This window comes from Pseudaeromonas sp. HNCC25DJ180 (assembly GCF_055413345.1).
This window is the reverse complement of the sequence record NZ_JBVAYF010000006.1, coordinates 18899-39427: the sequence shown is the minus strand read 5'-3', so window position 1 is coordinate 39427 and position 20529 is coordinate 18899. Positions and strand designations below refer to the sequence as shown.

Here is a 20529-nt window from a genome sequence, read left to right as displayed (position 1 = left end):
GAGTAGACTCATTGATAGGTCAGGGTAAAGAAGGTATCTGCCTTGACTGCGCCCGCCGTCACGCCACCTAGGGCGGAATAGTATTCGGCGAAGTAGGTGAGGGTCGCGGCTCCGCCGGTAATATCGACCCACTGGGAGTTCTGGGCGGCCTGGGGTTGATTCAAGGCGATCTGGCTGAAGTCGGCATTGCTCAAGCCGACCTGCACATTGTTCGCCCCCGATGGTGCCGTGTTCTTCAGTTTGCCCGTGCTCATATCGGTGCCGCTACCCGGTTCGAAGAAGAGGGAAACCTTGCCGCTATTGGGAGTGCAGTTAGTCAAGCTGATGGCGATCGGGGTGCGTCCAGCCGTCGTTCCTGCTGCCGTCAAGGCATTGGCCGAGACGGTGGGGAGTACCACAGCGTGCTTACCTCCGGTACCTGAGGTGATATCGCAGGTGTTGGCGACTATGGTGCCCGTGATGTTGATTTCACCATCGACCGCGTGGGCCATCAGCGGCAGCAGGGTCAAGGTGCTTACCAAAGTCATACGGAGGTTGAGTTGCATGGTGTTTCTCCTAACAGTGTCTCTGCCTCTCGGTTGCTCCTTACAGCACACCGATTTGGGGCGTGCCGTGTAATGAGCGTTGCCTGACCACAGGCACCCGTCACGCGGGGTGCAGGGAGAGGCAATCTGGCCTGCCTGTTCATTAAACGCCCCCTTTCCTGAACCCAAGCCAAATGGCGGTAACGATCGCGAGGTATTGGTTAGTAAAACCGATTAATTCCAGGTTATTGGCTATTAATGCCAAAAGGTGCTTGTTATCTGCATGAATGAACTAAGGAGAGCGTTAAGAACCTGGCCACTTTTGTCGTCCGGATCGTAAAAACACAATTTGCACTCTCATTTGGCACCGGGTTATGACGGGCAATCGAGTAAGACGCCTGGCGTAGGCTATACCTTATAGGTTAGCAAGAGCCATGACCCGACTGGCCGACCATCCACAAGTGCACAGGTGACGACGATGACAGGGGTAATGCCAATAGTGTGCGTCATGGTTGATGACGACAACCTCAGATGCTGGTTATGCAGTGTGTTGGAGCGAAATTGCCGGGTGGTCAATGGCTCGATGAACGCTGAGCCTAGCGCGGCCAATCTCTATCTACTGGATGAGTCGGCGCTCGCTGCGCATGCTCCCTGGCTGCGGATTCTGCGGCAGGAGCTGCGCCCGGATTCCCCGCCTGTCATCTTGATCCACGACGGGGGTGAGGCGTCCGCCGCGGTTGCGGTGCCACCGCTGGTGGATGCGGTGCTTTCTGCCCGGCTCAGTGCCGAGGCGCTAAGAGAGCAACTGATGCATTGGTTGCGTCTGCAGGCGAGCAACAAACGGTGGCTGGCGACAGCCAATCCGGCGTCCCAACCTGAGGCTGTGGTAGACGATGTTGCCCAGTGCGCCATAGCCAAGTTGCAACTCTCTGCTCAGTTGCAGAGTGAGTTGCTCTCCTCCTTGTTTGAAGCCCTCTCCCAGGGGGTGTTTCTGTGTGATCAACAGGGCACACTGCTGGCGGCGAACGAAGCCTTTTTGCAACTGACCGGGTATCACTGTGAGGAGCTCCTCGGCCACCCCTCGGCTGTGTTGCCCATGAATGCTCAGGGCGAGTTGGCTGCCGATTTTTGGCGCTTGATCCATGAGCGCAGTCGCTGGGAGGGGGAGACCTCAGCTTGTCGTAAGGGGGGGGAGGTCTTTCCACTCTGGTTGCAGGTGCGTTACCTGGTGGCTGAACCTCAGGCGCCGGCCGAGGCGGCAGCGGGTTATTTTCTGGGGCTGACTACCGATCTGCGTGCCAGCCGCCAGCTGGAAGAGAGTGTGCTGCAGTTATCACGCACCGACTCCCTCGCCGATTTGAATCGCATCCTGCTTGAGGAGCGTCTGGCACTGGATATTCGCCAAGCCGAGTTGACCCACAGCCGAGTCGCCCTGATCCGGGTGCATCTGAGTCGTTTTCGCGCCCTGAATGAGCACTATGGCCGAGCCATTGGCGATTGGGTGTTGATGAGCCAGATGCAACGCCTGCAGGCCCTGGTTGGGGAGCAGGGTCTGGTTTCTCGTCTGGCGGCCAATGACTACGCCATTATCTTGCCACGTCTGGCGGATATGGCTTCCGCCTTGGCTCTGGCCGAACAGATAGTCACTCAGCTCTCCACTCCGCTGCAGTATGACAAGCGGGAGATCGTCAGCCAGCCGCTGGTGGGGTTCAGCGATTACCCTGAACTGGGGAGCAGTGCTACCGAGTTGTTGCAGCAGGCCGAGCTGGCTCTGGAGTGGTGTCGTCAGCAAAGCCAGCTCACCCTGCAGCGCTTTAACCTGGCGTTGTCCGCCCAACTGCGGCAGCAACATGAGGCTGAGCAGGCGTTACGCAATGGGTTGCTTAACAATGAGTTTTTCCTGGTTTATCAGCCGCAGCTGGACATTAAACACCATCGCATCGTCGGGGTTGAGGCCTTGATCCGCTGGCGACAACCGGATCGTATCGTGCCGCCGGGGGAGTTTATCTCCCTGGCCGAGAAGAGTGGCCTCATAGTGCCTATCAGTAACTGGGTATTGAAAACCGCCTGCGAGCAGGGGGCGGAGTGGCTGCGGCAGGGGTTGGATCTGCGGGTGGCGGTGAACCTGTCGGCCCTCCATTTTCAGCATGTGTTGCTGGTGGAGCAGGTGGCCCAGTGGTTGCGAGAGAGCGGTTTGCCGCCTGAGCGGCTGGAGCTGGAGGTCACAGAGAGCTGCATCATGGCTGATGTGGAGTCAGCCATCACCACGCTGCAGGCGCTCAAGCAACTGGGCGTCACTCTGTCGGTGGATGATTTTGGTACGGGTTACTCCAGTCTGAGTTATCTGAAGATGTTTCCGCTAGACAAGCTCAAGATTGATCAATCCTTTATCCGTGACTTCCTGCATTCCAACAGTGATGCCGTGATAGTTCGCGCCATCATAGCCCTGGGCCATGCCATGGGGCTGACGGTCATAGCCGAAGGGGTCGAGACCCAGGAGCAGTACCGCTATCTGCGCGGTCTGCATTGCAACGAGCTGCAGGGCTTCTTGTTTGCGCGTCCCCAGTTACCTGAATTCATTCTCGAGCTGATGACCAAAGATATTGCCGGGCAACTGGGCTTCTCGGCCAGCGATGGGGTGGCCGAGGTGCCCGTGTTGTTACTGGTGGATGATGAACCGTCGATCCTGAGTGCCCTCAAACGTACCCTGCGCAGCAGCGCCTACCGCATCATTACCGCCAGCGGCGCCAGCCAGGCCCTGGATGAGCTGGCCCATCACAGGGTCGGAGTCATCATCTCCGATAGCCGCATGCCGGATGTCTCCGGTATTGAGCTGCTGCGTCAGGTCAAGGAGCGTTACCCCCATGTCACCCGCATCATGCTTAGCGGCTATGCCGACTTGACGGCACTCTCGGCGGCCATCAATGGCGGTGAGATCTTCCGCTTTATCGGCAAGCCTTGGGAGGAGGGGGAGATCAAGGAGGCGGTGCAGGCCGGGTTTCAGAAGTTTGATGAGCTGTGTCATCAGGGCAAGGTGCTTTTTTAATGGGCGGGAAGCCCGAGTGAGGAGTGAGCGTATGAGCTCTCCTGCAACACTGTTATTAGTGGATGATGAGGTCAATATTCTCAAGGCGCTGACCCGCTTGCTGCGCCCGGCGGGCTACCAGCTGCTGACCGCCGAGAACGGCGCCGAGGCCTTGACTCTGCTCGCCAGGCAGCCGGTCGATCTGGTGCTTTCGGACATGCGCATGCCAGTCATGGATGGTGCCGTGTTCCTGGCTCGGGTGCGGGAACACTGGCCGGAGACCATGCGCCTGCTGCTGACTGGTCATGCCGACATGCAACAGACGGTGCAGGCCATCAATCAGGGGGAGATTTACCGCTACATCGCCAAGCCCTGGTCGGATCAGGAGCTGTTGCTGACGGTGCAGCAGGCGCTGGAGCAGCAGCAGCTGAAACGGGAAAACCGCCGCCTGCTGGTGCTGACTGCCGAGCAGAATGAGGCCCTGCGCCAGGCCAATGCCACCCTGGAGAATCGGGTGGCCCAGCGAACGGCCGAATTGCAGCAGTTAGTCGGTTTCCTGACCCTGACCCAGCAGGAGCTGAAGGCCTCGTTTCGCCACTCCATCCAGGTCTTCTCCGCTATTTTGGATATGCGCTTCCCCGATTGGTGCGGCCACAGCCAACGGGTGGCGGTGCTGGCCGAGCGTCTGGCCAAGGCGGCAGGCATGGCATCCGAGGCGGTGGATGCGGTGATCCAGGCGGCCCAGCTTCATGATCTCGGCAAGATGGCCCTGGCCGATACTCTGCTGGGTAAACCCTTTGCCGCCCATAACCGCCAGGAGCGTGCCGATTTCATGGCCCATCCGGCCATGGGGCAGATGATGCTGTTACCCATCAGTGCCCTGGACCAGACCGGCATTTTGTTGCGTCATCAACATGAGCAAGTCGATGGCCTCGGTTTCCCTGATCATCTGCATGGCGAGAGTATACCGCTTGGCGCCCGCATCCTGGCGCTGGCTCGGGACTATGATGAGCTGCAGATGGGCTTGCTGCTGCCGCAGAGCCTCTCGCCGGAGCAGGCCAGACTCTACCTCCGAGAGAATGGGGGGCGTCTCTATGATGCCGAGCTGGTGACTCTGCTGATCCAGTTACTGGAATCGGTGGAGCAGAAGATCCGGGAAGTGGCCCTCACCAGTAGCCAGCTGCAAGCTGGCATGGTGTTGTCGCGGGATCTCTATAGCGCCGGTCGCTTCCTGCTGCTGACCAAGGGACGCAAGTTGGATGACTCTGTCATCAAGCATATCTGGCACTTTGAGCACACAGAAGGCAAGCCAGTGGTGGTCTACGTGCTACAGAGTTGAGGTGTGGAATGGAACATATTGTACTGGTGGATGATGAGCCCTTGGTGCTCAAGGCCATGAGCCGGCTGTTGATGCGCACCCCTTGCCTGTGTGAGGGGCAGTTATTTCGTCTGGAATTGCTCACCTTCACCGACCCTCAAGCCGCGCTGGAGCATGTGCGAGCCCATGAGGTGTCGTTGATCCTCTCGGACTATCGAATGCCTCAGATGGATGGCGTGGCCCTGCTCAGTGCCTGCCGCGAGTTGCAGCCGCAAGCCCCCAGGCTGATTGTCTCGGGTTACGCGGATCTCAATGCCCTGATTGGTGCCATCAATGAGGCACAGATCTACCGCTTCCTGGCCAAACCCTGGAATGATTACGAGCTGGTCAGCACCCTGGCCCAGGCGCTACGTCACCGTCAGCTGCAGTTAGAGAATCAGCGGCTGGCGGATATTCACCATCTGCAGCAGAAGACGTTGAACCCTCAGGAGCGGGAGCGGCGGCGGCTGGAGCAGGAGGAGCCCGGTTTGACCCAGGTGCGCTGGGCGGCCGATGGCTCGGTGATCCTGGATGATGATGAAACCTAAGGTGTGGGCTAAACCGGTCGTGCAGATGGCGAGGGTAAGGAGTGGCTATGGCATTGAGTTGGAATGAGCAGTACTCGGTTGGCATGCCGGAGTTGGATGAGGATCATAAGGGGTTGTTCGCGGCCATAGCCCGCTTCGGCATGCTGCTGCTCGAAGGCGCCAAGGTGGATAGGTTGCGTCTGGCCTTGCAGGATTTTGCCCAACTCATGGCCGAGCACGCCAACCATGAAGAGTTGCTGATGTTCGAGGAGGGATGTCCCCCTCATGTCATTCAGGCGCATGGCAAGGATCACCAGGATTTTTTGGTACAAATGCAGAGTGCCTGCCACGAGCTGGACTCTATTGAGGCATTTAAAGCCTTCTTGCGCTATACCACCTTCTGGTTGCGGTTCCATGTGCTGACGGTGGACAAGCCCTGCTGTCATCAGATACTGGCCATGCGGCAAGGCCTGTCGGCCAAGAAGGCCTATGAACAGTCGGCCAGCGTGGCGGTGGAGGCCATGCCTTTCTTGCTGGAGGGTATGAAGAACACCTACATAGCCCTCTACGACTCCCAGCTGCAGCTGGTGCATCAGAATTTTCGCCTCAAGGAGACCCAGGACAGCCTCTCCCAGGTCAATCAGGTCCTGGAGCAGCGGGTGGCCGAGCGCACGGCGGAGTTGACGGCGGCCAATGAGCGCTTGCGGGAAGAGTTTATGAAACTGCAGCAGCTCAACCAGCAACTGGATAAGACCCAGAACCAACTGCTGCAGTCGGACAAGATGGCGGCCATAGGCCAACTGGCCGCCGGGGTGGCGCACGAGATCAACAACCCGGTCGGCTTCGTCAATGCCAACCTGGGGACCCTGCGTAGCTATGTGCATACCCTGCTCGGGCTCATCACCACCTTTGAACAGGTATCCGATGAGCTGCCAGAGCCAGTACGGCAGCGCCTGGAGAGCCATAAGCAGGCCATAGAGCTAGAGTATGTGCGGCAAGACATAGTGGAGCTGCTGGATGAGTCTTCGGAGGGGTTGGATAGGGTCAAGCAGATAGTCCAGGACCTGAAAGATTTTGCCCGCGCCGGGGAGGCGGTATGGCAGGATGCCGATCTGCACAAGGGGCTCGATAGCACACTTAACGTGGTGTGGAACGAGATCAAGTACAAGGCCAAGGTGGTCAAGGAGTATGGCGAGCTGCCGCTAGTGCGCTGTGTGCCAAGCCAGATCAATCAGGTGTTTATGAACATGCTGGTGAATGGAGCCCACGCCATCGAAGGGTCGGGTCTCATCACGCTGCAAAGTGGGCAAGAGGGGGATTTCGTCTGGATTTCCATTGCCGATACGGGCAAGGGGATGAGTGAGGCGGTGCGGCAGCGTATCTTCGACCCCTTCTTCACCACCAAACCTGTGGGGCAGGGCACGGGGCTCGGGCTCTCTTTGGCCTACAGCATAATCCAGAAGCATCAAGGGCGTATCGAGGTCGAGAGTAAAGAGGGGGTCGGCACGCGCTTCACCCTCTGGCTACCTATAGCCGGTCCCGCCGCAGAGTAGCCCGGCGGCTACTCCCGCCTTTCCCGCTTCAGTCTTGGTTTGTCTTCAGCTCTGCGGGCAGGGGCCGCGGGCGCCCTTGCGGATCGACCGCTACATAGGTGAACGCCGCCTCGGTGACGCAGTAGCGCTCGCCTATGGGTTCGCTGGCTACCTTCTTCACCCAGGTCTCCAGTTTGATCTTGAGGGAGCTGTTGCCCACCTTGACGCATTCGCCGTAGCAGCAGACCACATCCCCCACCGCCACCGGCTTCAGGAAGGTGATGGCATCGACCGCTACCGTCACCACCCGGCCCCGGGCCAGCTCCTTGGCCAGTATGGCGCCGCCCATATCCATCTGGGCCATCAACCAGCCACCAAAGATGTCGCCGCTGGGATTGGTATCGGCTGGCATGGCCAGGGTGCGCAGCAGTAGAGTGCCAGCAGGTTGGCGCTCCTGGGTTGAGGCTGGGTGATGGGGCATGATGACTCGTGGGCGGTGAGAAATAAGTTCCTTGATGTAACACACTGTTAACTTCTTTGCCACGTCAAGCTGAGGGGCGCCGCGTCGTTCGTGGTGCATCCTCAGTTCTCGGTGTCCGCGCAACACGGTAGCCGTTTGGTCAAATGTAGCCGTATTGAGATAGGGGCTTTCGGTGGCCAGCCAAGGAGGTGGCCTGTGGCTATCCCTTTTGGCGCCATATTTACGGGATTTTTACGCCACCAGGCTGCCTTTTTACCTCATTTTTGCCCGCATCCCCCTAGGCTTGAGAGTGAGGACCTGTGCCGTTCGCTTAAGGAGAAACGAGATGACGTTTTGGATGTGGTTGGGGGGCCTAGGGGCCTTGGCTCTGGCCGTGTATCTACTGTATGCCCTACTCAATGCGGAGAAATTTTGATGAGCGCCCACGCTTGGATCCTGCTGTCACTGTTTTTGTTGCTGCTGGGCCTCTTGGCCTGGCCCCTGAGCCATCTCTTGGCGCGTCTCATCGATGGGGAGCTGCCCAGACCCCTGCTGCGCCTGGAGCGGCTCTGTCTGGGCGCGGCCTGTGGCGAGATGGATTGGTCGCGTTATGCGGTGGCGATTGTACTGTTTAACCTCTTGGGTGGGGTGGCGCTCTTTGCCCTGCTGCTGTTGCAGGGGCAGTTGCCCTTCAACCCTCAGCAGTTGCCTGGGCTCAGCCTGGATCTGGCTTTCAATACGGCGGTCAGCTTCATGACCAACACCAACTGGCAGGCCTATGCCGGTGAGAGCAGCCTGAGTTATCTCAGCCAGATGGCGGGGCTGACGGTGCAGAATTTCCTCTCTGCCGCCACCGGTGGCGCCGTGGCTTTTGCGCTGATCCGCGGCCTGACCCGACATGGGGCCAAGGCGATTGGTAATGCCTGGGTCGACTTGTTCCGTATCACCCTCTATCTGTTGCTGCCACTCTCCTGCCTGCTGACTCTGCTGCTGGTGCAGCAGGGTGGTCTGCAGACCCTGCAGGGGTATGTTCATCTGACCACATTGAGCGGGGCAGAGCAGATGCTGGCCATGGGGCCGGTGGCCTCGCAAGAGGCGATCAAGATGCTGGGCACCAATGGTGGGGGTTTCTTCAATGCCAACTCGGCGCACCCCTTCGAGAACCCGACGGCAGTGACCAATTTTCTGCAGATGATCGCCATCTTCCTCATCCCGGCGGCTCTGGTGTTGGCCTTTGGCCGTGTCGCCGGAGATAGACGCCAGGGCATAGCGATCTTGGCGGCCATGACCCTGATGTTTGTGCTGGCTGTGGTGGTCGTCACCCAGGCCGAGCAGGTTGGCACGCCGCAGCTGGCTGCCAGCGGGGTGGATCTGCATGCCTCAACTCTGATGCCGGGAGGCAACATGGAGGGTAAAGAGAGCCGCTTTGGCATAGCGGCTACCAGCCTCTTCTCCGTCATCACCACGGCCGCCTCCTGTGGGGCGGTTAACGGCATGCTGGACTCCTTCACGCCGTTGGGCGGACTCGTTCCGCTGCTGCAGATGCAACTGGGTGAGGTGATCTTCGGTGGTGTGGGGGCTGGCTTCTATGGCATGGCGCTCTTTGTGCTGCTTACCGTCTTCATCGCTGGCCTGATGATAGGTCGCACCCCTGAGTACCTGGGCAAGAAGATTGAGAGCGGTGAGATGAAGTTGGTGGCGCTGGCCATTCTGATCTCGCCGGCTCTGGTGCTGCTCGGTACGGCTGTGACCCTGCTGCTGGCGGCCGGACGTGCGGGCATCTTCAATCCGGGAGCCCATGGCTTCAGTGAGGTGCTCTATGCCTTCTCCTCGGCCGCCAACAATAACGGCAGTGCCTTTGCTGGGCTTTCGGCCAACACCCCCTATTACAACCTGATGCTGGGGCTGGCCATGTTTTTTGGGCGCTTTGGCGTGATAGTGCCTGTGCTGGCCCTGGCCGGTTCCCTGGCGGGTAAACGGCGACAGCTTGAACACCCAGGTGCGTTGCCAACCCATGGCCCGTTATTTATCGCTCTGCTGGTGGGAACTGTGTTGCTGGTGGGTGCCTTGACCTTCATCCCCTCTCTGGCCCTGGGTCCTATTGTCGAACAGCTGATGATGCTGAAGTAAGGAATCACTATGACACGCAAGAAGCTTTCTCTGTTTGATCCCGCTCTGTGCCGCGAGGCGTGCAAAGACGCCCTTCTCAAGCTGGATCCGCGTAGCCAGTGGCAGAACCCCGTGATGTTCGTGGTCTGGCTGGGTAGCGCCCTGACCACTCTGGTCTGGTTGGCCCAGGGCTTGGGGCTGAGTGAGCGGAGCGAACCGCTCTGGTTTACCGCCAGCATAGCCCTCTGGCTCTGGTTTACCGTGCTGTTTGCCAACTTCGCCGAAGCCTTGGCCGAGGGGCGCAGCAAGGCCCAGGCCGCCAGTTTGCGCGGACTCAAGCAGACGGTGTGGGCTCACAAGTTGACGGTGGCCAAATATGGCGCCCCCAGCCAGAGGGTGAGTGCTGACTCACTGGTTAAGGGCGATGTGGTACAGGTGAGTGCCGGTGAGGTGATCCCCTGTGACGGTGAGGTGGTCGAGGGGGTCGCCTCGGTGGACGAGAGTGCCATCACGGGGGAGTCCGCTCCCGTCATTCGCGAGTCGGGTGGTGACTTCAGCTCGGTGACGGGCGGGACTCGGGTGCTCTCCGATTGGCTGGTGATCCGCTCCACGGTCAACCCGGGTGAGACTTTCCTGGATCGCATGATCGCCATGGTGGAGGGGGCCAAACGCCGCAAGACCCCCAATGAAATCGCCCTGACCATACTGCTCATCGCGCTGACCCTGATCTTCCTGCTGGCCACAGTGACGCTACTGCCCTTCTCCGCGTTTGCCGTGCTGGCGAACGGCAGCGGCCAGGTGATCACGGTAACTGTGCTGGTGGCCCTGCTGGTCTGCCTCATCCCCACCACCATAGGTGGGCTGCTCTCGGCCATAGGGGTGGCGGGCATGAGCCGCATGCTGGCGGCCAATGTTATCGCCACCTCGGGGCGTGCCGTCGAGGCGGCAGGCGATGTGGATGTCCTGCTGCTGGATAAGACGGGGACCATCACGCTGGGTAACCGCCAGGCCAGCAAGTTTTTGCCGGTGGCCGGGGTGAGTGAGCAGACGCTCGCCAATGCTGCCCAGCTGGCCTCGCTGGCCGATGAGACCCCGGAGGGGCGCAGCATAGTGGTGCTCGCCAAGCTGCGCTTCAACCTGCGCGAGCGGGACATCCATGCCCTGGGGGCGACCTTTGTTCCCTTCTCCGCCCAGAGCCGGATGAGCGGCGTCAATCTGCAGCAGCGGATGATCCGCAAGGGCGCCGCCGATGCCATTCGTAAGCATGTGGAGGCCAATGGCGGTGAGTACCCGCGCCGGGCTCAGACCCTGGTCGAGCTGGTGGCTCGCGAGGGGGGAACCCCGCTGGTGGTGTGCGAAGGCAATCAGGTGCTGGGGGTGGTGGCGCTGTCGGATATCGTCAAGGGGGGCATCAAGGAGCGCTTCCTGGAGCTGCGCCGCATGGGGATCAAGACTGTGATGGTGACGGGCGACAACCGCCTGACCGCGGCGGCCATCGCCGCTGAGGCCGGGGTCGATGATTTCCTGGCCGAGGCAACGCCTGAGACCAAGCTGGCCCTTATTCGTCAGTATCAGAGCGAGGGACGGCTGGTGGCCATGACGGGGGATGGCACCAATGATGCGCCGGCCCTGGCTCAGGCCGATGTGGCCGTGGCCATGAACAGCGGCACCCAGGCGGCCAAAGAGGCCGGCAACATGGTGGATCTGGACTCCAACCCCACCAAGCTCATCGAGGTGGTGCATATTGGTAAGCAGATGCTGATGACGAGGGGGTCGCTCACCACCTTCAGCATCGCCAACGATGTGGCCAAGTATTTTGCCATCATTCCCGCCGCCTTTGCGGCGACCTATCCCCAGCTCAATGCCCTGAATCTGATGCACCTGGCCACGCCTCAGTCCGCCATCCTCTCGGCGGTGATCTTCAACGCGTTGATCATCATAGGGCTGATCCCGCTGGCGCTGCGCGGGGTTCACTATCGCCCCTTAACCGCGGCCAAGCTGCTGCGTCGCAACATGGTGATCTATGGCTTGGGTGGGCTGGTCGTGCCCTTTATCGGGATCAAACTCATCGATCTGCTGCTCAGTGCCGCAGGTTGGGTATAAGGAGATCGTCATGTTGATGCAATTTGGTTCTGCACTGCGTTTGTGGTTCGGCTTTACCCTGCTGTTGGGTCTTGTCTATCCCCTGGCCATGACAGGGGTAGCCCAGTGGATCTTCCCGACTCAGGCCAATGGCTCCCTGCTCTATCAAGGCGACAGAGTGGTGGGTTCCCGTCTGATTGGGCAAAACTTCGATGCCCCCGGTTACTTCTGGAGCCGACCTTCGGCTGTGGAGTATAAGGGCGATGCCTCTGGTGGTAGTAACCTGGGGCCCCTCAACCCCGAGCTGCAAAAGCAGGTGGCCGCGCGCATCGCCAGGCTGCAACAGGGGAGTGAGCACTCACAGGGGGAGATACCTGTGGATCTGGTGACGACTTCCGGCAGTGGTCTGGATCCGCACCTGAGCCCGGCTGCTCTCTACTACCAGGTAGCGCGGGTAGCCAAGGCCCGAGGCTTGCCTGAGGCACAGATCGACTCCTTGGTGACGCAGCAGATCGAGCGTCCGCTGCTGGGGGCACTGGGGGAACCTGTGGTAAATGTATTGCTATTAAACCTGGTACTGGATGAGCTTCAGTCGTCAGTGGTTAGCCAAGCAAGGAAGTAGTCATGAGTGTGGAAGAAGGTCGTCGCCCGGATCCTGATGCCCTGCTGGCCAAGATGCGCCATAAAGGCAAGCTGAAGCTCTTCTTTGGTGCCAGTGCTGGGGTGGGTAAGACCTACGCCATGTTGCAAGAGGCTCAGCGCCTGCGGGCCCAAGGCTTGGAGGTGCTGATCGGCATAGTCGAGACTCATGGCCGCAGCGAGACAGCGGCGCTGCTCGAGGGACTGACGCTACTGCCCTTGCGGCACCACTTCTACCGGGGCCATCGCTTGGCCGAGTTCGACCTGGATGGGGTGTTGGCCCACCGTCCTGCCGTGGTGCTGGTGGATGAACTGGCCCACTCCAATGTGCCCGGCTCTCGCCACCCCAAGCGTTGGCAGGATGTGGAGGAGCTGCTGGAAGCTGGTATTGATGTCTTTACCACGCTCAATGTGCAGCATCTGGAGAGCCTGAATGACATAGTGGGCGGCATCACAGGTATCCGGGTGCGGGAGACGGTGCCGGATCGGGTGTTCGATGGTGCGGATGAAGTGGTGCTGGTGGACTTGACCCCGGATGATCTGCGTCAGCGGCTGAAGGAGGGGAAGGTCTATCTGGCAGGGCAGGCCGAGCGGGCCATAGAACACTTCTTCCGCAAGGGTAACCTGATGGCGCTGCGGGAGCTGGCCCTGCGTCGAACCGCCGAGCGGGTGGACGATCAGATGCGGGAGTATCGTAGCGACAGCGATATTACCCGTGTCTGGCATACCCAGGATGCCCTGCTGCTCTGCCTGGGCCCTCAGGATGGCAGCGACAAGGTGGTGCGCACCGCCGCTCGTCTGGCCGCCAGGCTGGGTAGCCCCTGGCATGCCGTCTATGTGGAGACGCCTCGTTTGCACCGGCTGCCCGAGGCCAAGCGTCGTCGGATTTTGCACACTTTGAAGCTGGCCGCCGAGTTGGGGGCCGAGACGGCCACGCTGGCGGCCCCGGATGAGGCGGAGGCCCTGCTGGGGTACGCCCGGGAGCATAACCTGGGCAAGATAGTGATAGGTCGGCGAGCCAGGGAGTACTTCTGGCAGCGTGGGCGCCACTTTGCCGAGCGCCTGGGACGTCTGGGGCCGGAGCTGGACCTCATCATAGTGTCGGTGGATCGAGAGACGGGAGCACCTCGTCAGCCCGAGGTGTTGCCTCCTGACCTGCGTAGTTTCGCTGAACGTTGGCAGGTACAGCTCAAGGGGTGTCTGGCCACCCTGGTGCTGGGCGTCGCGTTGACGGGGGTATCCCGGCTCATGATGTCCTTTCTGGATGCCGCCAACATTGTCATGATCTTTTTGCTGGGGGTGGTGCTCATCGCCCTGCGTTTTGGTCGAGGCCCGGCCACCCTGGCGACCATACTCTATGTCGGCATTTTCGATTTTTTCTTCGTGGATCCCCACTTCTCCTTTGCCGTCAGCGATGTGCAATATCTGGTCACGTTTGCCGTGATGCTGGCAGTGGGCATGCTCATTGGTCAATTGACTGCCGGAGTGCGTTACCAGGCCCGAATTGCCCAGTACCGGGAGCAGCGTTCGCGTCAGCTTTTCGAGTTGGCCAAGGCGTTGAGTGGTGCTGTCAGTGCCAACGAAATTGCTACCATCAGTTGTGATTTTGTAGCGCGCAGCTTCCATGCCCGAACTCAGTTGCTGGTGTTGGATGCGGATCAGCAGTTGCAAGAGGGGGGGAGTGGTAATGAACGCTGCGGTGTTGACCGTGCCGTGGCCCAGTGGTGTCTGGATCACCGGGCGCCAGCTGGTCTGGGGAGTGATACCCTGCCGGCCCTGACTCAGCGCCTCTTGCCTCTCTTCAGTGGCAATCTGGGGTTGGGGGTGTTGGTGGTGGAGCCGGCTAATCTGCGGCTCTTGATGATACCCGAGCAGTTACGGCTGTTGGATCTCTATGGCGTACTCATCTCCATAGCGCTGGAGCGGATTGTCCTGGGGCAGGAGGCCGAGCAGGCCCTGCTCAAGGTAGAGTCGGAACGGTTGCGCAACTCCTTGCTGGCGGCGCTCTCCCATGATTTACGCACCCCCCTGACTGTGCTGTTTGGCCAGGCCGAGATCCTGACCCTGGAGCTGGGGATGGCGAACTCACCTCAAGCCGAGCAGGCCGGAGCCATGCGCCAGCAGGTGCTGGACATGACCCGGCTGGTCAACAATCTGCTGGACATGGCCCGCTTGCAATCCGGGGGCATGGCGCTGCGTTGGGATTGGCAGTCACTGCCGGAGCTGGTAGGCAGTGCCCTGCGGGAGCTGGCGGTGCCGCTGGCGGGGCACCCACTGCAGCGGCAACTACCCGATATGCTGCCGTTGCTCTACTGCGATGGCACCATGCTGGAGCGGGTGCTGGTCAATCTACTGGAGAATGGCTGCAAGTATGCCGGCGCTCAGGCAACCCTGGGCATTGGGGCTCAGGTGCGAGGCGAGGAGCTGGAGATCCGGGTTTGGGACTCAGGCCCCGGTTTGCCGCCAGGCAAGGAACAGCTTATCTTTGAAAAGTTTGCCCGAGGTGACAAAGAGTCGGTGATCCCGGGTGTCGGCTTGGGGTTGGCCATCTGTCGTGCCATAGTGGAGGCCCATGGCGGTCGTATCTGGGCGGAGGAGCGGCCCCAGGGCGGGGCTTGTTTCGCCTTTACTCTGCCGCTGAAGACGCCACCCCCGCTGTTAGATGATGCCCTGGAGGTCGATTGAACGAGTCACCCACTACCCTGTTGATCGTTGAGGATGAACAGGCCATTCGGCGTTTCGTGCGCAGTGCTCTGGAGGCTGAGGGGTTCCGTGTCCATGAAGCGGATTCGCTGCAGCGCGGCCTGATCGAGGCGGCGACTCGTAAGCCGGATCTTCTGGTGCTGGATCTGGGGCTGCCGGATGGGGATGGTCTGGATCTGATCCGCGATCTACGCCAGTGGAGCTCGATACCTGTGATCGTCTTGTCGGCGCGAGTGGATGAGGGCGACAAGATAGCGGCTCTGGATCTGGGGGCGGATGATTATCTGATCAAACCCTTTGGCATGGGGGAGTTGCTGGCCCGGGTGCGTGCCGCCCTGCGTCGGCGGGGGCCCCAGGCCGAGAGTCTCTCGCCTTGGGTACAACTGGGGGCGGTGAGAGTCGATCTGGCGCTACGTCGGGTGACGCGAGGTGACGAGGAGCTGCACCTTACCCCCATCGAATTCCGCCTGTTGGGGGAGTTGCTGGCGCACCCTGGTAAGGTGTTGACCCACCGCCATCTGTTGAATGCGGTATGGGGTCCTACCTTCGTTGAGCACAATCACTATCTGCGCATCTACATGGGTCATCTGCGGCAGAAGTTGGAGCGCGACCCCACCCTGCCGAGCTACCTCATCACCGAGACTGGCATCGGCTATCGCTTTATTCCCGATCCGATGGACTAGGTCGCTTGGCTTAGGTTTTTTGCCCTACTTTCTGTCAATTCGTTGATTTTTCCATCATATCTTGTGGCATAGGGACTCTTTACGGTCTAAGCTTTGCCTATCACGTGTTGCGTGATGTAAATCGCTGGATGATCGCCGCGGTGGCGCCATGTGGCGGTTGAGCACAAGGAAAGGATGAGTGGTGTGACCCTTCGCTGAGGTCGCATCAAAATGGATAAGACTCAAAGAGGCGTAATATTATGATTAAGAAAACAGCTATTGCAGTGGCCGTGGTGGGCTTGATGATGTCGACTGCGCAGGCAGCTCCCAAAGATAATACCTGGTATGTCGGTGGCAAATTGGGCTACGCCCAGTTTTTGAGCCCGGATTACAACTCAGTGCTGACTGGTGTGAGCAATGAAGACAAGAGCGATGTAGGCGGCGGCGCCTTCCTGGGTTATCAACTCAATTCCTGGCTGGGTTTTGAAGCTGGCTATGATTACCTGGGTAAATATAAGTTCGATTTTGCCAATGGCGCGGATGAGCTGAAGGCTCAGGGCGGGCAACTGGGCGTCAAGCTGGGTTTCCCTGTCAATGATGCCCTGGATATCTACACCCGTCTGGGTGGTTTCGCCTACTGGGCGGACAGCGAAAATAACAGTGATGATGGTTACTCACCGCTGGCGGCTCTGGGTCTGGAGTATGCCATGACCCGCGATTGGGCTACTCGTCTGGAGTACCAGTGGATTGGTGGCGTGGGTGATAAGCAGTACGTGGGTAGTGAAGTGGATAGCGGCTTGTTGAGCGTTGGTGTGAGCTATCGCTTCGGCCAGGCCGAGCCTGTGGTGGCCGCGCCTGCCCCGGCTCCCGCCCCTGCTCCGGCTCCTGAGCCTGTCAAGGTGACCAAGGAGTTCAATCTCTCCTCCGATGTGCTGTTTGACTTCGGCAAGGCGAGCCTGAAGTCTGCAGGGGTTGCCGCCCTGGATGGCCTGTATGGGCAAATTCAGGCGGAAACACCGAAGGATGGTACGGCTCTGGTGGTGGGTTATACCGACCGTATCGGTTCCGATGCCTCCAACCAGATCCTCTCCGAGAAGCGCGCCAAGAGCGTAGCCGACTATCTGGTGAACAAGGGTATCCCGGCGGATAAGATCTCTACCCAGGGTCGAGGCGAAGCCGAGCCAGTCACTGGCACCCAGTGCGATAGCGTCAAGGGCAAGAAGAATATCATCTCCTGCCTGGCTCCGGATCGCCGCGTGACCATCCAGGTCACGGGTACCAAGGAAGTGACGGAATAAGTCGTCTCTTCTCCATGAATAACGCCAGCCCTAGGGCTGGCGTTTTTTTTTGGTGCGCTCACTCGCTGGGCGGCTACCGCTGTGTGCTCAGAACTCGTTGGAGAGGGCCTTGTAACCTTTGACCAAGTCGATATTGGTGTGGGCCACATCTTCGGAGAACTCGGTGGCGTCGGCACTGACTCGGGGGATCTGGGAGAGATCGGTTTTCGGGCCTATGCGGGTGGTGGAGGGGACATAGAAGCCAGAGGGCAGATCACAGCCATCTACCACCGCATTGTGCCGCACCACACAGCCAGCGCCGATGCGACAGTTGAAGAGTACGCTGTTGAAGCCGAGGAAGACTCGGTCACCGACTTCACAGGGGCCGTGGACTATGGAGCGGTGGGCAATGGAGGTGTATTCACCTATCACCACGGGCGCCCCGGATTTGGAGTGGATGACCACGCCATCCTGGATGTTGGAGTTGGCGCCAATGATGATGGGCTCCATGTCGCCGTGCTCATCGACCTCATCGGCGCGGATCACCGCATAGGGGCCGACGAAAACATTTTCCTTGATGATGACCTTGCCGCAGATGATGGCGGTCTTGTCGATATAGGCGGATTCATCAATAACCGGCAGGTGGCCGGAAGGATTTTTACGGATCATGCTACATCCTGTCATTGGCTAGTTCGATAACGTACGCGATTGAAAAACCGGCAAGGGATGCCATACCGTCATCACCGCTGCCAGCCCAGCTTACGCCAAAAAAGTGCGGTAAAGGAACCCTTTACTGGTCGCTCCCCGACTCGTTGGGGTTATTCTCCTCGAACGTGGCGGCGCCGATTACACCTCATGCCCTGCGGATGGTGGGTTGAAGCGCGCATAGAGTTGTTCGGCCAGCGTGGGTTCAGGTTGGCTCAACGCCTGTTGAAATAGCGCTTCGATCTGCTCCTTGGCTGCGGCTCGCACGATAAACACCAAGCTGGTCTGGGCCTTGCCTTCCGGCCACTCACCCAGGCTGGTGAGGGGATAGAGCTGACCATGAACCCCGTGGATCACCAGAGGCTGGCTCTCGCCCTCCAGTTGCAGTATGCCCTTCAGACGTAACAGGGAGTCGCCAAAGTTAGCCTGCACCGCCTCGACGGCGGCAATCAGCCTGGCGGCCTGTAGCGGCGCCCCGAAGCGCAGGCTGAAACTGACCACATCGGCATGGCTGCTGGGCAACTGCGGTTGTATGCCCAAGCTCTGATCCTGTGCTGCAGTTGGGCGCAAGGGGGAGGCCAACCCCAATTTGGGAGCTTCGGTGCGCAACCAGGCCAAGAGGGCGCGCACATTCTTGCCCGCTTCGGTGCTGTAGGGGCCTATCTTCTCCAGCACAGCCGGACTCAAAGTCCCCTGTTGCACCACATGCTGCGGGGCGGCAGGGTTGAGCTGGGTCAGCCGTTGTTTGAGCTCGGCGAGTTGTTCGGGGGGGATGAGATCGCTCTTGCTGATGACCAGCAGATCGGCCAAGGCTATCTGCTTGACCGCCTCATATTGGCGCGCCAGCTGTCCGGCAATATGCACCCCATCCACCAGTGTGACTATGCCATCGAAGCGATAGCGCTGGGCAATGAAGTCATCCTGACGCAGGGTGAAGAGCACGGGGGCCGGGTCGGCTAGCCCAGTGGTCTCTATGATGAGGCGGCGGAAGGGTTTGATCTCCTTGCGCAGCGCCTTCATAAACAACTCCTGCAGTGTACTGGCCAGCGAGCCCTGCACCGAGCAGCAGATGCAACCTGAATCCAGCAGGGTCACCTGTTCATCCACCTGGCGCACCAGTTGATGATCCAGGCCAACGGCCCCGAACTCATTGATCAGGATGGCGCAATCGGCCAGTTCCGGTTGTTGGACCCAATGGTTGAGTAGGGTGGTTTTGCCGCTGCCGAGAAAGCCGGTGATGATGGTGACGGGGATGCGGGTATCTTGGTTTGGCTGCATGACAAAGGCCTGGTGAGATGCGAGTAGGCTATTGTGCCCGTGGGTCGATGAAGTGCAAGCCTGGAACGAAGGGGAAAATAAAAACAAACAAGCCGCATCAAGTGCGGCTTGTCAGGGTGAGCTGGGTCTGGCCAGCTTGTGCTTAACGCTCATAGCGGAAGAAGTATTGGCGAGTGGCTGGAGCGTACTGCTCTTCTTGCTTGCCAGTCAGCAGGTTGGTCAGGTTCTTATAGATGCTTTTCATATCTCACCTCATGGTGTTTTGTGATCTTTGTCACCTTTGATACTAAGGATTATGTGAACTTGATCAAGTTCTATTTTTATGAAACCGCTTGATTTAGCTATGATTACGCTTTCATCTTGCCTGGTCGGATGAGTTGATGGGTTTGTAACCGATTGCAAAAGCGTCCTCTGGGCTGCGGTAGGGTTTCTACGGGGTGCAAGAGTAGGCGCTATGGTTCATATTGAAGAGAAGAGGTTGATGGCCGTCCACCAGTCGGTGGTAACGGGTCGCTTCGTATGAGCCGCTTATGGTTGAAGTGGAGGAGGGATCCATGCAAGTAGAACATCAAGTGAAAGAGCAGCGCTTTGTGGTGCAACTGCCGGAGGGAGATGCTCGGCTGGAGTACTCCCTGCAGACGCCCTGGGTCAATATCTTTCATACCTGGGTGCCGGAACCTCTGCGGGGGCAAGGGGTAGCCGATGCCTTGATGCGTGCCTGTCAGAGCTGGTGTCAACAACAGGGGTACCAGTTGGTGGCCACCTGCAGTTATGCGGTGCGCTGGCTAGAGCACAAGCAGCGCTGAGTCAGACGATGACCAGCCCCTCCAGGGCATGGCGCCAATACTCCAGGGTTGGTGGGTTGACCCGGTTCTGGCCCGCTAGCAGTACCAGTTGTTGCAGTTGCAGGGCCTCGGTCAGCAGATGGCAGGCGCCCAGGCTGCGGATGGTGCGGGTGAGGCGCAGTTGGTTATGGTTATACCGTTGCAGCCAGGCGGCCGTGAGTTCGGTATGCGTTTTTAGCGCATACTCTCCGCCTTGGTCGGTGATCCCCCAGAAATTGAGCATCAGGTTCAGCGAGTGCCGCATCTGTTGCTGCAGTTGTGGGTCTGTGGCAAAGGCCTGGCGGCAGGCGGCCGTGAGCAGCGGAGCCTGAGGGGTGACGCTACTGGGTTCCGGCAGTGGAAATAACCAGGGTATGTAGTCATGGGTCTGCTCCAGCCAGTGGGCGTTGGTGCGCCATATCTCGTGCAACCAGCGTCCTCTGTGGTCGGGAGCCAGGCCACGATAGAAGGCTAAGATCGGTTCCATTCGCTAGACTCCCCAAAAGGCAAGGCCAGCACTGGGCTGGCCTTGCGGCTGGAGCTGTGAGGGTTACTCTTCATCATCTGTGTCGTCGTCTAGGTCATCTTCGCCGAGCAGATCGTCATCTTCATCCCAGGCATCATCATCATCGTCCCAGTCATCTTCGTAACCCTCCTCCTCTTCGTCTTCCCACACCGCATCATCTGGATCGTAATCGTCATTATCTGCCATGACTTGCTCTCTTTGTTGGGGGACCTCTTGTTAGTCTATACAAAAATTTTGCGACTAAGCGAGAGGGTGACAGAAAATTCATCATGGTCGGAGCGAGGCCACAGACTGGTGAT

Annotated in this window: 18 protein-coding genes; 12 read left to right on the top strand and 6 right to left on the bottom strand. The window is 59.4% G+C overall.

Annotated features, from left to right (window positions below; all coding sequences use genetic code 11):
- Nucleotides 1-8: 8 nt before the first annotated feature.
- Nucleotides 9-545 (bottom strand): fimbrial protein, encoded by a 537-nt coding sequence (locus ACZYTD_RS06950; RefSeq protein ID WP_463890612.1) that lies wholly within the window; start codon nt 543-545, stop codon nt 9-11.
- A gap of 526 nt (nt 546-1071) precedes the next feature.
- On the opposite strand from ACZYTD_RS06950, the gene ACZYTD_RS06945 reads away from it, so the two are divergent.
- From ACZYTD_RS06945 to ACZYTD_RS06930, 4 genes are read left to right on the top strand one after another with little or no spacing between them, the layout of a single operon-like run.
- Nucleotides 1072-3570, top strand: a complete 2499-nt coding sequence (locus ACZYTD_RS06945) for an EAL domain-containing protein (protein ID WP_463890610.1) — start codon at nt 1072-1074, stop codon at nt 3568-3570.
- A 31-nt stretch (nt 3571-3601) separates the two neighbouring features.
- Nucleotides 3602-4888, top strand: a complete 1287-nt coding sequence (gene nosR, locus ACZYTD_RS06940) for a response regulator c-di-GMP phosphodiesterase, NosR family (protein ID WP_463890608.1) — start codon at nt 3602-3604, stop codon at nt 4886-4888.
- An 8-nt stretch (nt 4889-4896) separates the two neighbouring features.
- Complete coding sequence (locus tag ACZYTD_RS06935) at nt 4897-5454, top strand: response regulator (protein ID WP_463890606.1); 558 nt, start codon at nt 4897-4899, stop codon at nt 5452-5454.
- A gap of 47 nt (nt 5455-5501) precedes the next feature.
- Entirely contained in the window at nt 5502-6986 is a 1485-nt protein-coding gene (locus ACZYTD_RS06930; protein ID WP_463890604.1) for an ATP-binding protein, read from the top strand.
- A 28-nt stretch (nt 6987-7014) separates the two neighbouring features.
- On the opposite strand, the gene yciA is transcribed toward ACZYTD_RS06930, so the two are convergent.
- A complete protein-coding gene (yciA, locus tag ACZYTD_RS06925; protein ID WP_463890603.1) occupies nt 7015-7446 on the bottom strand; it encodes an acyl-CoA thioester hydrolase YciA in 432 nt (143 codons plus the stop codon).
- Between the two features lie 325 nt (nt 7447-7771).
- Between yciA and kdpF the strand changes: the two genes are divergently transcribed.
- The 7 genes from kdpF (at nt 7772) to ompA (ending at nt 16918) form a co-directional block, all read left to right on the top strand.
- Complete coding sequence (kdpF, locus tag ACZYTD_RS06920) at nt 7772-7861, top strand: K(+)-transporting ATPase subunit F (protein ID WP_463890602.1); 90 nt, start codon at nt 7772-7774, stop codon at nt 7859-7861.
- Nucleotides 7861-9555 carry a potassium-transporting ATPase subunit KdpA gene (gene kdpA / locus ACZYTD_RS06915; protein ID WP_463890601.1) on the top strand — a complete coding sequence of 565 codons (1695 nt, stop codon included), beginning with the start codon at nt 7861-7863 and terminating at the stop codon, nt 9553-9555. The genes kdpF and kdpA overlap by 1 nt, the downstream gene beginning before the upstream one ends.
- A gap of 9 nt (nt 9556-9564) precedes the next feature.
- Entirely contained in the window at nt 9565-11637 is a 2073-nt protein-coding gene (gene kdpB, locus ACZYTD_RS06910) for a potassium-transporting ATPase subunit KdpB (RefSeq protein WP_463890600.1), read from the top strand.
- 10 nt (nt 11638-11647) lie between these two features.
- Complete coding sequence (kdpC, locus tag ACZYTD_RS06905) at nt 11648-12238, top strand: potassium-transporting ATPase subunit KdpC (protein ID WP_463890599.1); 591 nt, start codon at nt 11648-11650, stop codon at nt 12236-12238.
- 2 nt (nt 12239-12240) lie between these two features.
- Nucleotides 12241-14940 (top strand): two-component system sensor histidine kinase KdpD, encoded by a 2700-nt coding sequence (gene kdpD, locus ACZYTD_RS06900; RefSeq protein ID WP_463890598.1) that lies wholly within the window; start codon nt 12241-12243, stop codon nt 14938-14940.
- Complete coding sequence (gene kdpE / locus ACZYTD_RS06895) at nt 14937-15641, top strand: two-component system response regulator KdpE (protein ID WP_463890596.1); 705 nt, start codon at nt 14937-14939, stop codon at nt 15639-15641. The genes kdpD and kdpE overlap by 4 nt, the downstream gene beginning before the upstream one ends.
- A gap of 242 nt (nt 15642-15883) precedes the next feature.
- Complete coding sequence (gene ompA, locus ACZYTD_RS06890) at nt 15884-16918, top strand: porin OmpA (RefSeq protein WP_463890913.1); 1035 nt, start codon at nt 15884-15886, stop codon at nt 16916-16918.
- Between the two features lie 87 nt (nt 16919-17005).
- Here the strand turns inward: ompA and ACZYTD_RS06885 are convergent, their stop codons facing one another.
- Together ACZYTD_RS06885 and ACZYTD_RS06880 are read right to left on the bottom strand one after the other, a co-directional pair.
- A complete protein-coding gene (locus ACZYTD_RS06885; RefSeq protein ID WP_463890595.1) occupies nt 17006-17566 on the bottom strand; it encodes a gamma carbonic anhydrase family protein in 561 nt (186 codons plus the stop codon).
- Nucleotides 17567-17743: 177 nt separating this feature from the next.
- The gene (locus ACZYTD_RS06880; protein WP_463890594.1) at nt 17744-18880 is read right to left on the bottom strand and encodes a CobW family GTP-binding protein; all 1137 of its coding nucleotides are present in this window, start codon (nt 18878-18880) and stop codon (nt 17744-17746) included.
- Nucleotides 18881-19434: 554 nt separating this feature from the next.
- Here ACZYTD_RS06880 and ACZYTD_RS06875 point away from each other — a divergent pair.
- Nucleotides 19435-19686: a GNAT family N-acetyltransferase gene (locus ACZYTD_RS06875; protein ID WP_463890593.1), complete on the top strand. Its 252-nt coding sequence runs from the start codon at nt 19435-19437 to the stop codon at nt 19684-19686.
- A gap of 1 nt (nt 19687) precedes the next feature.
- Here the strand turns inward: ACZYTD_RS06875 and ACZYTD_RS06870 are convergent, their stop codons facing one another.
- Nucleotides 19688-20191, bottom strand: a complete 504-nt coding sequence (locus tag ACZYTD_RS06870) for an opioid growth factor receptor-related protein (protein ID WP_463890592.1) — start codon at nt 20189-20191, stop codon at nt 19688-19690.
- A 63-nt stretch (nt 20192-20254) separates the two neighbouring features.
- Nucleotides 20255-20416, bottom strand: coding sequence for a hypothetical protein (locus ACZYTD_RS06865; protein ID WP_463890591.1), 162 nt, complete (start codon nt 20414-20416; stop codon nt 20255-20257).
- Nucleotides 20417-20529: the final 113 nt, after the last annotated feature.